The sequence below is a fragment of the Bifidobacterium magnum genome (assembly GCF_000741255.1).
GTDB lineage: Bacteria > Actinomycetota > Actinomycetes > Actinomycetales > Bifidobacteriaceae > Bifidobacterium > Bifidobacterium magnum.
Genome location: NZ_JGZB01000011.1, coordinates 78,831 through 93,225 on the forward strand (window position 1 = coordinate 78,831; position 14,395 = coordinate 93,225).

Consider the following 14,395-nt stretch of genomic DNA (forward strand, 5'->3'; position numbering starts at 1 on the left):
TTACAGCTTGATGACGTTGCCGACCTTGCGTGCGACTTGAGGATCCTCCGTCACCACGATCACGGCGCGGCTCTTGTTGTGGCCGTGCGTCTGCGCTTTGAGCAGCTTGATCATGGTGTCGGAATCCTCGCCGCTTAGCGTGGCGCACGGCTCGTCCGCAATCACGATTTCCGGATCGCGGCTGATCGCGCGCGCCACGGACACGCGCATCATCTCAAGCGGCGGCAGCTTGCCGGCCTTCGTGCCGTTCGACGTGACGGCACTGTCGCTCGTGCCGAATCCGACCTTCTTGAGCAGGTCGCGCGCGATGACGGACTTCGTATTGAGGAAGTTGCGGTTCGATGCGTCCATCGCATACAGCAAGTTCTGTTCGGCCGTAAGATCGGCGCGAATCGGGAACTGCGGCATCACCAGACCGAGGCGGTATCCGCGGATTTCCGCGGGCGCCATTTCCGCGAAACTCGTCGACTTCGACAGCACGTGGCCGCTGCTCGGCAATGTGATGCCGCACATCACGCTCAGCAACATCGTGTGCATGAGCGGATTGTCGTCCGGTACGAGAATCGCGTACGCGCGGCCGGCCTGGCATTCGAAATTGACGCCGTCGAGCACGGCGGTGCCGCTTTTGCGCTCGACCAACGTGACATTCTGGAATGAATAGAGCGGGTACGACTTGAATACGGACTCGCGCACGTCACGTTTTTCCGCTTCCATCTCATGGTCAAGACGGCTCGCGGCCTGCGCGCTCGTATCATTGTCCGACATGTCCGGAGTTTCCGAAATTTCCGTGATTTCCGTATGTTCGGCTGGAATGGCCGTGTCCGGATCGTCGTCAAACGTCACTTCATAATCGATCGATTCGGCAATCTGGTCTTTCGAATCGTCAGTATGGTTCGTGGTATCCGTCATTTTCAGTGCTCCGATTCTGCCGTGAATTCGTGACGATGCTCGTGTTCCAGCGGATCGCGCTCGAACGGGGAAACGAACAGTTCGTTCGTATTGAAGAACGCCACGCGCAACATGGCGATAATGGCCATGAGCAGCGTGAATCCAAGTCCGATCCACACCACCTTCCACATCACTGCGCCGTTCGTGCGCATGGAGTAGGAAGCGAGCGCCGAGCACGCGCTGTGGGCCGTGGTGCCGCCAATGATCAGGCCGAGACCCCAGCCGATGAGTAGCGGGTAGAAGACTTCGAGCATGAACTGCCATCCGAGGCGCGCCTTGGTGACGCCCAACAGCAGCGCGTTGCCGATTTCATCGCGGCGCGGGCACGAGCCCATAAGCACCATGATCAACAGCAACAGGCCGCCGATGGACCAGACAAGCACGAGCATGATGAGCATGTTGCGGCTGGAGGCGACGAGCGGCGCGATGGACTTTTCATATTTGATGATGGTCGGGGAGGAGATCAGGTATCCGTCCGGCACGACCTTGGCCTTGCGCAGTTCCTTGACGAAAGTGTCGTACCCGGCCGGGTTGGGCGTGGTGAACACGATGTTCAGGTCCGGAATGCCCCAGCCTTTGCCGTCCGTGGTGTCCAGACCGTTTGTGGCGAACGTGAAGTAGGTGCAGTACAGCACGTTGTCGCGGTTGTCTTTGGCGGCTTTCGCGTCGGCACCGAATCCGGTGGGAGCGGCGTCCGTGTACTCGTAGATGCCCGAGACCTTGACCTTGAAGGTTTCGGAGGCCTTCTGCGGGTTGCCGAGCGTGATTTCGCTGCCGACCTTCAGACCGTTCTTGTTGGCCAGTTCGCGCGAGACGAGCACGCTTGTCTCTTCGTTGCTTTCGAAGTTGAGGTCTTTGCCCTCGACGACTTTGATGGTGCCGTACTCGTTGGCATCCATCGCCTGGTCGGTGTAGAAGCTTTGCAGCGTCAGGTTGCCGCCCGTCTTGTTTTCGTTCGTGTCCGCGTCGGCTGTGGTGATGGCCTTGACCGAGTCGGATTGGCGCACGGGCACGGATTCGGCAATCGTGTAGCCGATCTGGGAATCCTTGCTGGCCGTCGCCTGGTAGATCTTGTTGTAGTCTTCCCAAGATAGGTAGTGCTTCGTCCACGCGGAATCGCTGGCGGAACGGTCTTTAAGCGTTGCGGCGGTGGGACGGATGACGGCGGCGGGGGTGAGGGCGTCGTAGCTCTGGTGTTCGGCGTAATCCTTTTGATGGATCACGGTGCATCCGTAAATGGATCCCACGGTTACGAGCAATGCCACCAGACACATGAGCACGGCTCGCACTTTGTGGCGGCCGAGCGCGGCCCATGAGTTTCTCAGAACAAACATAACGTATCCCCACTTGTCTTCTGCCGGCGAGCGCGGCTTGCCGGCCGTTTCATGTCACGGTGTCAGTTTAGGTAATGGCGGTTACGTTGCGTAATCTCGCATGGAATCCTTGCAGAAAGCTGAAAGTGGTTAAGAAATGGATATTCCTTCTGCATTTTGAGACGTGAACTGCGGCGTGTCTGTCGCAAAATGCAGAAGTTGGCGCAGATGTGGAAAACGCTGCCCTGTTTCCACAACACCACCGATGCGTAACCCCGGTTTTCCACACGGCTGCTTGGCGCTATCGCTTACACGCCATCGCATGCCAGCCTTGAATCGAAGACACCCCAAAACGTGCGCGTCAAAAAGATGCAAAGCAAAACGGGCATAAAGGTACTGGCGGGAGGGAGCGAACCCATGCGTTTACAGCTTGATACGCGAGAATTTTTACAGGCGCTTAAACAATTGCAACGCGCGCTTCAAGCGCGCATCACTGCATGCGGCCCGATTGACGTGCGCAATCAGGCGCTGGAACTGTTCGCGGCTACAGGACTGGCGGGGCTGTGTACCGCGGCGGCCCATGGCGGCGAGCGCACCCTTCTCGCCCAATGCCAGTCTCATCTCGCGCGTATCGCAACGGTTATCCGCCATGCCGGTCTCGGCGCATGGTTGGTGGACACCATGGAAAACGCCATCATCTCGCAGAGTACGGGCCGCGTATGCCAAGATCTGGCAACCGCTCACGCCTATACGGACATGTATCTGCAATGGCGGCCGTTCAGCAGGCTCGTCGCGGACCACTATGTGTCCGACAGCATTCGTCTTGCCGCGCATTCGCTGTTGAAATGGGCGCCCAATGATCCTCGCGCGGCGCATATCGCTTTGTTGCTGTTAAGCCATACGGGCATGGGCATGGAAAAACTGCAACGTGTGGAAAAGGGTCGCTCATGGGACGCGGATCTCGCCCGTCACTATGAAATGCTCGAAATATATGGCAATACGCTGCAGATCAACAGCGATATCGGATATGCAGCGTGGCTTCATGAATCGAATATTGACATGGAACGCGAAGCCGAATGGAGCGATCAGGCCATGCGCCGGCGCTACCTCTATGATGCCAAATGGCTTGTCAAATCCTATATCGGCCTATGGCGGCGCACCAATGTCCCAACGGCCGACGAACTCGCCGCAGGTCTTGAAGATGGTGAAGATAGCGTGATCGAGCGCAAAAGAGCATGGGGAGATCAATGGGAAGACAAGCGCAGGAAAGAAAACGAAAGCCAATATCCTTGGAACAATCCGATTTTTCTGCGCAGCGTGGCGCACTCGCTGCTTGCGGACGGCAGCTGCCTGACACAAGCGTTCGAACGCCGCGACCGGGACACCTTCCGCAAAGCGTGCGCCATATTGCAACGCTATTGCGATGTGGTGCATGGCGAAGGGCTTGCCGCGCTGCCGCTGACAGCATGCGACTACACGGTATTCCCAACCGACTGCATGGACTCCATGGCCGCGCTTATGCTCGCGCGCGTTCCCGAAGAACACAAGGCGCGCCATATGGCGCTCATGCTGCTCGAAGACCGCGCCCAAACCATGTATGACCAGGCTCAACGCCGCAACGCGAGTGCCGCGATGGTGGCATGGTGATCAGGCGAGGGAGGCGGCAAATGGACGGTAATCTTGATCTTCCACTAGCATGCGTCGGGGTGGTCGTCCTATCATCAAGACCGTTACTGAATGCCTCACAGGAAGTCATATACGTATGCGCCAGCGGATTCGATTCTTCGATATTGCTAAGGGCATCGGCATTATTTGCGTAGTACTGGGTCACTCCGCGATGGAAGCAGTGATGACCTCGCCTACGGCGCTCGCCAACGCGTTGATGACGTTCTGTTTTTCGTTCCATATGCCGCTGTTCTTCCTTTTGGCCGGATATTTCATGCATCCCGAACGCAAATTCCAATGGCGCAAAGAGGCCCGTCAGCTCGTGTATACCTATATTCTTACGGCGTTGGTCGTGATTGTCGGCGCCACATTGGTGGCTGTCTGCTTGCGATATAACGTGTGGGCGACCTTGCGTTCCTGGATTGAGGCGGCCTGGTACGGCAGCGGTGACATCTCCGACAAGACCATATGGCAGGTTTCTGGCCGTATTGGCGCCATCTGGTTCTTGTTGGCGATGTTCTGGGCTCGTATGTTCATGCATCTGTTCGCGCGTTTGCCTTGGACGCCCGTATGGGTCGCGGCGAGTTTTATTGCGGGCTATTTCCTGTCGCGTTACGTATGGTTGCCGTGGAGTTTGCAGTCGGGCATGTGCGCGGTGGCGTTCGTATATTTGGGATATTTGGCGCGCGAGTGCAACGTGTTGGAGATCGTGCGCAAGTATCCGTGGATATGGGCCGTGGCCGCAGCGATTTGGGCCGCTTCCATGTATTGGTTCACGGGATTCAGCATGGCGATGAACCAGTACGGCTTGCGTCCGAGTTTGGCTGTGGCCGGCAGCATCGCCGGCACATTGTGCATAGTCGGAATCTCTCAATGGCTTGATCATGTGCCGTACGCGGGCACGGCGCTCAGCAAGGCGGGCGTCGCGTCGCTTGCCATTTTGTGTGCGCATTTGGTGGATGAGGACGTGCTGCCGTGGATGAGTATGTTGCGTCGCCTGCAACCGTATGTGGGCGATGTTTCGCTAGTCTTTATCAGCTTTGGCATTCATATGGTCATTGGATTGGCCGGCGCATGGCTGCTGTATTACATTCCGAAGATTAATACGTGGTTCTATCCAGTGCTGGCCAAAAAGACGGCTATCGCGAAAGAAGAGAAGAAGTAGGGCCGCGGATACCCTAAAGAAGAATCCGCATATTCACAAGCAATCTGTATGTGGATAACAAAAAAGGGTTTCGAATCAATCGAAACCCTGATGGCGGAGGATGCGAGATTCGAACTCGCGAGGCTGTTACACCAACACGCTTTCCAAGCGTGCGCCATAGGCCACTAGGCGAATCCTCCAAAATGTTCCCTCAAAGAGACAACTCGTATAAACTACCGCGCATTTGAAAAGTTCGCAAACTACCGCGTGTCGCGTTTCGCCACAAGGCTTCGTGGAGATTCACCGTAGGTACGACTATGATTGCGTAAGATTAATGAGCGTATTGGGAGAGAAACAATGGCAGCGAATGTAACAACGGCAGTGTTGATTCCATGTCTTAATGAGGAACAGACTATTGCGAAGGTGGTCACCGATTTCCGTCGCGAACTGCCGGATGCGGACATTTACGTGTACGACAACCGCAGTACGGACCGCACTTCCGAAGAAGCTGAGCGTGCCGGCGCTATCGTTCGTTTCTCTCCTGAGCGCGGCAAGGGCAACGTGTTGCGCCGCATGTTGCGTGATATTGACGCCGACCGTTACGTGCTGGTCGACGGCGACGACACGTATCCGGCCGAAGATGTGCACCAATTGTTGGCAACCTTGGACAACGGCTGGGACATGGTGGTTGGCGACCGTCTTTCTTCCACGTACTTTACGGAAAACAAGAGGCCGTTCCATAATGTCGGCAACCGTTTGGTCCGATTCTTCATCAACCACACGTTCCATGCCGATATTCACGACGTGATGACGGGCTACCGTACGTTCAACCGTCTATTCGCCAAGTCGTACGCGGTACTTTCCGACGGATTCGAGATCGAGACGGAAATGACCGTTCATGCGCTCGACCACAAGATGCGCGTCACTGAAGTTCCCGTACAGTATCGAGACCGTCCCGAGGGCAGCGAAAGCAAGTTGTCCACGTTCTCCGACGGTTTCAAGGTGCTGTCGCTGATTTTCCGTTTGGCCTACGAGAACCGCCCGCTGCCGTTCTTCGGCATTATCGGCCTGCTTACGGGCGGTACGGGTCTGGGCCTGGCCATCTGGCTGTGCATCGTCTTCTGGCAGACGGGCGAGGTAACGCGATTCCCCACTTTGATCGGCGCGACGATGCTGATGCTGTTCGGCATCATTTCCTGGTTCACGGGCCTTATTTTGCAGGTTAACGCGCATAAGGGCCGCGCCCAGTTCATGTTCAACGCGAACATTTTCCTGTCGACCGTGCATTCCGATTACGGCAAGACCGGAAGCAAGGAAGTCCCGAGCGGCGCGGAACAATCCGCTGACCGTAGAAACAGCGCTCAGTAGGTAAGACTATGATTGCTGAGGACACAACGATGAATCAAGCGTCGATGAGGATTGAGAGACCATGCCGTCAATGAAATTCGCCAACGTTTTGTTGGAAACCAACCCGCGATCTGTAAGCTATCCGTCTTTGTACTGCGCGTCTGACCAGCCGGTGATCTTTGATGCGAAGTCCGGCAATGGCGTCATGACCGCAAAGGGTGAATACGATTTCACCACGTACTTCAACTCGCTGTCCGTGCGCAAGCTGGCCGAATACACCACGGCCACCGCGTACACGCTGCATCTGGAACTCAAGGGCGCCGCATGCGAGATTCAGCAGACGATGGGGGATACGTTTGCTGCCCACCCGATTCTCGTGGAAGGCACCGAGCGTCACTTGGATGCGAGCCGCAGCTGGCAGACGCTGGACATTCCGCTGGTCGTCAATGACGAGATGGTTCTCGTCGGCTTCAAGATCGTGACCGAAGGCAAAGTGGAGATCCGCAACAGCTACTACGAGCTGGAGCTCAGCGAGGAACAGCGTCCGGTGGAACTCGTGCTGTCCACCACGACCTTCAAGAAGGAAAGCTTCATCATCAACAATGTGAACCTCATCAAGTCTCACATTGTCGATTCCAAGGACGATATCGCCAACCACTTCCACATGTACGTGATGGACAACGGCCGCACGCTTGACGCCGAAGCGCTGAGCAGCGAACGCATCACCGTGGTCCCGAACGACAACGTCGGTGGTGCCGGCGGCTTCACGCGCGGCATGATCACCGCCATGGAACAGACGCCGAAGGCGACGAACATCCTGCTGATGGACGACGACGTGGCCGTGTCCCCGGAATCCATCAAGCGCACGTACAACCTGTTGCGCATCCTCAAGCCGGAGCACCAGGACGCCATGATCAGCGGCGCCATGCTCAACTACGAGGTCGGCGAGGACCAGTGGGAAGACACGGGCTTCATGACCAAGGAAGGCACGTTCGCCCCGTGCAAGCCGGGCCTGCGCCTGACGCAGTTCGAAGACATCATCTTCAACGAGATCTACCGTCCTCTCAAGTTCATGGACGGCAACCGTTACGCCGCTTGGTGGTACTGCTGCATCCCGATTTCCGTGATTGAGAAGAACGGCCTGCCGCTGCCATTCTTCGTGCGTTGCGACGACGCCGAGTACGGCGTGCGTTGCGGTACCGAATTCATCACCATGAACAGCCTGTGCGTCTGGCACATGAGCTTCCACGAACGTTACAACGCCGCCGTGGAGCGTTACCAGACCACGCGTAACACGATGATCGCCAAGGCGACGATGGACTTCGCCATGGACTCGGATTTCATGGCCGAGCTGCACCGCAACGTACGCCTGGAACTCAAGAAGTTCGGCTACGAAAACGCCGAGCTGTGCCTCGACGCTTTCGAGGACTTCCTGAAGGGACCGAGCTTCATCGCTCGTCCGGGACAGGCCGAGGAAAGCTTCATGGCCGCCAACAAGCACAAGGAACAGCTCGTCAACTTTAAAGAGCTGCAGGAAATGGCTTCCAAGGACCCGCAGCTGGCCGGTTTCAACATTGAAGACATCGACCGCCAGCTTATCGATTCCGACAAGCCGCGTACGATCGCCGAACGCCTCAACGACCTGCTTACCGACAACGGCCAGCGCTTCATCAAGACCGAAGGCGAAGGCTACGTGGTGATCCCCGCGCTCGGCTGGGTATATCCGGCGGGCGTGCTGCACGGCAAGAACAAGATCATCGTGATCGACTGGTACAACCGCAAGGGCGCCATCCGCACGAAGGATGTCAAGCGTTACGCCGCCATCAAGAAGCGTTACGCGCGCGACCTGAAGTACTACAAGGCGAACATCGACCGTCTGGACAAGGAATACAAGGCTGCTGCTCCGATGCTCACGTCCGTGAAGTTCTGGAAGCACTACCTGAAGATGGACTGACGTGATCGTCACAGTGATTCATATGCAATGAATCGTTTGAACCGTAGGAATGGCATGGTGGCATGGCGTTCCTACGGTTTTTCATGAGTAAGATGTCACGGCCGTGGCGTGGCGGCGCAAGAAAGCGGGGGATCAGTGGCGGAGTCTACGAAATCGTTGACCGATGCGCGACTATTGCAGGATATCCATAAACATACGTTCCATAAGGGTGCCGTATGGCTGGCGATCTATAGCCTGCTGGTGGGTTGCGGCGTCACCTACAGTATGTTCACTCCGTACCATACAGCTAGCGGATTGACACGTGGAGCCTGGATGTCCGTATCGCAAGGCGCCATGGAAGTGGGCGTCTTCAATGCGACGTGGACTGCCCTTGTGGCGCTGCTGGTGGCGGCCGTGAACGTTCCAGCCACGTTGGCATGGTTGCGTTCCACGGCACGGTTGCGCGTGTATTCCTGCATTGGCGGCGTACTGCTCAGCTGGTCCGTTACGTTTGCGGGAGCCGGCAAGATCCTGACAGGCGCCGAGTTCGTGGATCCCGTGCCGCGATATTGGGTCAATTATTTCGTATATCAATCGTGCCGCTGGATTCCCGTACTACTGTTCTTCTCGGCGTTGGTGGCATGGCTGTTTTCCGCGGTCATCTTGCTGTTGCAGGGCAAGCGCCAATCTTCTCGCAATACGCATGATGACGACCAGACGTTGACCGCGCGAACGATGGGGAAGCGTTTCTCGCAAGCATGGTGGCATGCGTGGCGGTGGGCGCGCCCATTGTTCAATTCGTTCCGTGCCCGCAACGTGTTCCTCGTGGCGCTGGCCGTGTTCGTGCTGTGGCTTCCGTGGGGATTCCTGATGTGGCCCGCGAATATTGGTCCCGATACAATCGCCCAGCTCGTGTGGTACCGCACGGGTCATGCGTGGGATCCTTCTTCGCGCCAATATTTGCCTTCGCAATACGCCATGAGCGACCACCATCCGTGGCTCACCACATTGTTGTACGGATGGTTCGATTCGTTCGGCGTCCAGATTGGCAATGAGGCCCTGGGCCTGTGGCTGCTCGCCGCATTGCACATGGTGCTGTTGGCGATCGCTTTCGGCATCATGATCACCTACTGCTCAAGCAGGCCTGGATTGAGCTGGAAATTCGGCGTAGTGGCCACGCTGTTCTGCATGCTCGTGCCGATTTACGGCCGCTTGGCCATGAGCGTGGTCAAAGACCTCACGTTCTTGCCGTTCTTTATCACCTGGTCGGTAATGTATGTGGAATATATCCGCCGCGTGCGAATGGGCAACAAGCTGGGATTCTGGTTCCTGGCCGGTTTCTATGCGTTGGCCATTGTGTGCGGGCTGACCAAGAAGGTCGGTATCTATGTGATCGCCGCTTCCTTGGTGTTGCTCGTGATTTTCTTGCGTCGCCGGGTGGTGACGGGCATTGTGCTGGTGCTGGTTATGGCCACATCTTTCGCCATCCCGAAAGTGGCATATCCGCTGCTGCACATTTATCCGGGCGGCAAGCAGGAAATGATGGCCATTCCGCTGCAACAGTCCGCCGCGGTCCTGATCCGTTTCGGAAATTCGATGGATGCCCAGGACAAGCGTGCGATTGAGGCCGTATATAGCTGCTCTCCTGAGGAGCTGCGCGACCGCTTCACTACGGGCACTTCGGACGACAGCAAGGATTGCTTCAACCATGAGGCCACGGGCGAGCAGGTGGGCGCGTTCTTCAAGGCGTGGATCCATGAAGGTCTCGAACATCCGGGCACGTATTTCGACGCCGTGCCATGGGTATATGCGCCGTTCTTGGTCAATGGCGTCTACGACGAAGGCTTCTTTGTCCATTGGGGCTGGCCAGACAAGGGCGGCGACATGATCCTGCCGCAATACCGTGAGCATGAACTGTCAAGCCAGCAGGAGACGGGTGAAGAAACCTACTATGTGATGCGCGGCACCCCCGTGCTGTCGCTGTTCATGTCCGAGGGATTCTACGCGTTGTGGCTGCCCGTGCTCGCCATATTGCTCTGCCTGGCGCTGCGTAGATACCACAATTTGCTGTATTTGCTGCCGACTATGATAACGATGGGTTCGATGATCATTCAGCCCATGCACCAATTCAGATATACATGGCCGTTGGCGTTCGAGGCGGTGCTTGTTGCCGCTACGGCATTCATGGTTCTCACACGGCGTACACGGGACGCCAAACAATAGGCTGAGTGCCCGAAATAGAGAAAAAGGCTTTGCATAGTCATAGGATTTATCATTATGAGTGAATCAACGGTAAAAACGGAATCGCATACCTCGCTCGGGGAACGACTCCATCAGCGTTATGGTTACGCGATGACCGTGTTGCGCGGACTCGTGAAAACCGACTTCAAGATGCGATACCAAGGTTCGTTCCTTGGTGTGGCATGGTCGGTGCTCAAGCCGCTGATGCTGTTCGTCGTGATGTATGTCGTGTTCGCGAAGTTCCTGCGCATGAGCGACGGTACGCCCACATACCCGGTGGTGTTGTTGCTGGGTATCTCGTCTTGGCAGCTTGTGACGGAAACGGTCGGCATCGGTTTGCGGTCCATTGTGGACAGGGGCGATTTGCTGCGCAAGGTGCATTTCCCCAATTACATCGTGGTGGTTTCCGCCTCCATTGGTTCCCTGATTTCGTTGGCCATCAACTATGTGGTGGTGCTGATCTTCGCGTTGTTCAGCCACGTGCACTTCACTTGGCGCGTGTTGCTGGTGCCGTTCAACGTATTGGAACTGTATGTGGTGTCGCTGTCGCTTGCATTGATTTTCGCCACCATGTACGCGTACTTCCGCGATATTTCCCATATTTGGGAAGTGCTTCAGCAGATCATCTTCTATGGCATGCCAATTATTTACCCGTTGTCCTATGTCGTGGACAGGGGCGGCATGTATGCGGATTTGGCCAAGCTGGAACTGCTGAACCCGCTTGCGCAGTCCATCCAGGACATTCGCCATAACCTCATCGCTCCGGAAACGCAGCCGACCATTTGGAACACGTTCCACGCATGGTGGATCAAGGCGATTCCGTTTGTGATTACCGTAGCGTTGCTGTGGTTCGGTATTTATATCTTCCGCAGGAACAGCCGTAAGTTCGCGGAGGTTATGTAATGAGCGAGCAGAACGTGGAAAAAATTGACGTGGTGACGGGCAAGAACTATAAGGACCAGCCCGTCGTGCTCAAGGCCGACCATGTGGAGAAGTGGTTCAAGCTTCCCACGGAGCAGGCCACGGGCTTGAAGCAGGCTTTTATCAACTGGACCCGCGGCATCAAGGGCTATAAGGAACAGAAGGTGCTGCGCGATGTGTCTTTCGAGGTGCATCAGGGCGAGTTCTTCGGCATCGTCGGTCGTAACGGCGGTGGCAAGTCCACACTGCTCAAGATCATTTCCCAGATTTACTACCCGAATTCCGGTTCCATCGAGGTACATGGCCGTTTGGTGCCGTTCATTGAACTTGGTGTGGGCTTCAATCCGGAACTTACGGGCCGTGAAAACGTCTATTTGAACGGTGCGCTGCTGGGCTTCACCAAGGATCAGGTGGACGCGATGTATGACGACATCGTGGAGTTCGCCGAACTTGAAGAGTTCATGGATCAGAAGCTCAAGAACTACTCGAGCGGTATGCAGGTGCGTCTGGCGTTCTCCGTGGCCATCAAGGCCCAAGGCGACATCCTTGTGCTCGACGAAGTGCTCGCCGTGGGTGACGAGGCGTTCCAGCGCAAGTGCGACGACTACTTCAACAAGGTTCGTGACGATCCGACCAAGACCGTGATCCTCGTGACGCACGATATGGGCGCCGTCAAGCGCTACTGCTCGCGCGCCATGTTCATTCAGGACGGCGAAGTCGCGGCCATGGGCGATCCGGAAACCGTGGCCGAGAGCTATACGCTCGCCAACCTGGAAGTGCAGCGCAAGGAAGAGGCCGCCCACGCCAAGGAATTGGCCGAAGGCCAGGCATATCCCAACGGCTTGAACGCGCGTTGCCCGATTCTGCGCACCTATGGCGTTTCGCCATTGCTGCTCAAGAGTTCGGACACGTTCCGCTTCGCCGTGGAATACCAGTACGACGAGCCGGGCGACTTCTACCTGGCCATCGCCATGCACGATATTCGTCGTGGCGGCATTACGTATGATTCGGGTCCGCGCGTGTTCAAGATGAAGGAACACGGCCATCGCACCGTGTATTTTGAACTGCCATTGAACTTGTTCAACAATGGCGAGTTCCGCTTGATCACCTCGCTTCGTACTCCGACGCCGGGCAACCCGAAGATGACGGACGCCGTTGGCGTGGCCATCGACGACAATTCCTGCACGTTCGTGATCCGTGACAAGCGCAACGGCAATTACGCGCTGCTGTCCGATCGCGCTCTGGAATTCACGGAAATTTCCAAGAAGGAAGCCGAGGAGGGCGCCGCACTCCAGCGTGAGGCCCGCAAGAAGGAAGACCAAGCCGAACTGGAACACGCAGGCGACGAAAACGTCTGACAGGAGCTGAGCTGACATGGGATTACGCAACATTATTAAAAACCATCTGCCCGTTTCGAGCCGTTCCTTCCATTCCGATGCGGAATACATGAAGGAAATGCTGGAACGCATGATGCATGAGAATGCGCAATTGCAACGTCAGCTCGGCGCCATGAGCGCCGAATTGGCGCAATCGCGCCACGAAATGGTCGATCTCGTGATCAACGAGCATCGGCACAAGAAGGTGCATTACCTGATCGGTGAAGCGGGATTCCCCAATTACGGCGATGAGCTCATTACGCGCGAATGGCTCAAATACCTCGCCCATGTGGATCCCGAGACGCCTGTGGTGCTCGACTGCATGCGTCCGGGTCCGGCCACGGCGTTGCTGCGTCCGTATCATCCGCATTTTCAGGCCACAGATACCGTGGCCCGCATGACGGTGGAAAATTCGTTCGTGGAACAAGCTGAAGTGCACCGCGATATTCCCGTACAAGACATCGCCAACCATGTGACGGGTTCCCTGGATGAAGAGGGCCGCGCCGCGCGCGTTGCGGCCGGGATCCGTCTCATCCGCAACAATGTGGCCACCATGCACGCCATTGGTGGCGGATATATGAACAGCAAGTGGGTGGCGAATCTCGCTCGTTTGGCCGCGCCATTGTGGGCGCAGCGCCACGGTATGCCGTCCATCGCCACGGGTGCAGGCCTTGTGCCGCTTAAGGACGAGGATCTGCATTTCGTACGTGAAGTGGCCCAGACATTGGAAGCGTTCACCTGCCGTGACGAACATAGCCTGGAGGCCGTCAATAATGGCGAGGACGGCCCGGCCAAACTCGCCGCCGACGACTGCTTTGTCAACGGATTGGAAGGCGTGTATGCCGATCCGGCCGGTTTGCCGGACATTATGCTGTGCATTCAGGAAGACATGGTGGAAGGCCGTGAGCCGCTGTTCGAACACGTGCGCCGCATTCTAGAGGCGTGGAACGTGGCGCCGGATGCGGAAATCGGCGTGGTCGAATGTATTCCTTACGAATGTGGTCCGCTGCTTGATATGCTCACGCAAGCCGGCTACCGTCCGCGCCTGTTCCCGATGCAAATCATTTTTGAAGAGGGCTTCCCGGCTCGCGAAGGCCAACGTTGGCTGTCCACGCGATACCATCCGCATTTGTTGGCGGCGGCCAAGGGATGTGAAGGCACCTATGTGGTAGTGGAGCCCGGCTATTACGACGTGAAGCATGAGGCCGTGCTGCGCATGGGTTCGCGTTGGACGCAGAGTGCGGTGGGCGATACCGATATTCCGCAGCCTGGTCCGGGATTCAAGGATCCGTCCGTCCGCTTCACGTACCGTGACGAAATCCGTAAGACGGCAAGTGTGCTGTATCCCATGCGTCCGTAACAGCCAGAAATGTACATAATGCGTGGAAGATGGTGAAAACCGCTATCTTCCGCGCGTTTTTATATATATCATTCGTTCGGGTGCCCGTCCGTTTCGCGGTCTCAAGAAATGGCGAAATGCATATAGTTCTTGAAAATCCATTGATCA

At 56.7% G+C, this 14,395-nt stretch carries 10 protein-coding genes and 1 tRNA gene; 8 read left to right on the forward strand and 3 right to left on the reverse strand.

The window, feature by feature from the left end; all coding sequences use genetic code 11:
* Together BMAGN_RS07325 and BMAGN_RS07330 are read right to left on the reverse strand one after the other, a co-directional pair.
* Nucleotides 1-909, reverse strand: a complete 909-nt coding sequence (locus BMAGN_RS07325) for an ATP-binding cassette domain-containing protein (RefSeq protein ID WP_022860174.1) — start codon at nt 907-909, stop codon at nt 1-3.
* A gap of 2 nt (nt 910-911) precedes the next feature.
* Nucleotides 912-2,282: an ABC transporter permease gene (locus BMAGN_RS07330; protein WP_022860175.1), complete on the reverse strand. Its 1,371-nt coding sequence runs from the start codon at nt 2,280-2,282 to the stop codon at nt 912-914.
* Between the two features lie 396 nt (nt 2,283-2,678).
* Between BMAGN_RS07330 and BMAGN_RS07335 the strand changes: the two genes are divergently transcribed.
* Together BMAGN_RS07335 and BMAGN_RS07340 are read left to right on the forward strand one after the other, a co-directional pair.
* Nucleotides 2,679-3,908 (forward strand): hypothetical protein, encoded by a 1,230-nt coding sequence (locus BMAGN_RS07335; RefSeq protein ID WP_152593294.1) that lies wholly within the window; start codon nt 2,679-2,681, stop codon nt 3,906-3,908.
* A gap of 115 nt (nt 3,909-4,023) precedes the next feature.
* Nucleotides 4,024-5,091, forward strand: a complete 1,068-nt coding sequence (locus tag BMAGN_RS07340) for an acyltransferase family protein (RefSeq protein ID WP_022860177.1) — start codon at nt 4,024-4,026, stop codon at nt 5,089-5,091.
* Nucleotides 5,092-5,182: 91 nt separating this feature from the next.
* Here BMAGN_RS07340 and BMAGN_RS07345 read toward each other — a convergent pair.
* Nucleotides 5,183-5,270, reverse strand: a tRNA-Ser gene (locus BMAGN_RS07345).
* A 157-nt stretch (nt 5,271-5,427) separates the two neighbouring features.
* On the opposite strand from BMAGN_RS07345, the gene BMAGN_RS07350 reads away from it, so the two are divergent.
* The 6 genes from BMAGN_RS07350 to BMAGN_RS07375 all read left to right on the forward strand — a co-directional run bounded on the left by BMAGN_RS07350 (nt 5,428) and on the right by BMAGN_RS07375 (nt 14,248).
* Nucleotides 5,428-6,438 carry a glycosyltransferase family 2 protein gene (locus BMAGN_RS07350; protein WP_081640916.1) on the forward strand — a complete coding sequence of 337 codons (1,011 nt, stop codon included), beginning with the start codon at nt 5,428-5,430 and terminating at the stop codon, nt 6,436-6,438.
* Between the two features lie 61 nt (nt 6,439-6,499).
* Nucleotides 6,500-8,371, forward strand: a complete 1,872-nt coding sequence (locus tag BMAGN_RS07355; RefSeq protein ID WP_022860179.1) for a glycosyltransferase family protein — start codon at nt 6,500-6,502, stop codon at nt 8,369-8,371.
* A 312-nt stretch (nt 8,372-8,683) separates the two neighbouring features.
* The gene (locus BMAGN_RS07360) at nt 8,684-10,573 is read left to right on the forward strand and encodes a DUF6020 family protein (protein ID WP_022860180.1); all 1,890 of its coding nucleotides are present in this window, start codon (nt 8,684-8,686) and stop codon (nt 10,571-10,573) included.
* Nucleotides 10,574-10,627: 54 nt separating this feature from the next.
* On the forward strand, nt 10,628-11,494 hold the full coding sequence (locus tag BMAGN_RS07365; RefSeq protein WP_280510015.1) for an ABC transporter permease: 867 nt from the start codon (nt 10,628-10,630) through the stop codon (nt 11,492-11,494).
* The gene (locus BMAGN_RS07370) at nt 11,494-12,870 is read left to right on the forward strand and encodes an ABC transporter ATP-binding protein (RefSeq protein WP_022860182.1); all 1,377 of its coding nucleotides are present in this window, start codon (nt 11,494-11,496) and stop codon (nt 12,868-12,870) included. Before BMAGN_RS07365 ends, BMAGN_RS07370 begins: the two co-directional genes overlap by 1 nt.
* Before the next feature lie 16 nt (nt 12,871-12,886).
* Entirely contained in the window at nt 12,887-14,248 is a 1,362-nt protein-coding gene (locus BMAGN_RS07375) for a polysaccharide pyruvyl transferase family protein (RefSeq protein WP_022860183.1), read from the forward strand.
* Nucleotides 14,249-14,395 lie beyond the last annotated feature (147 nt).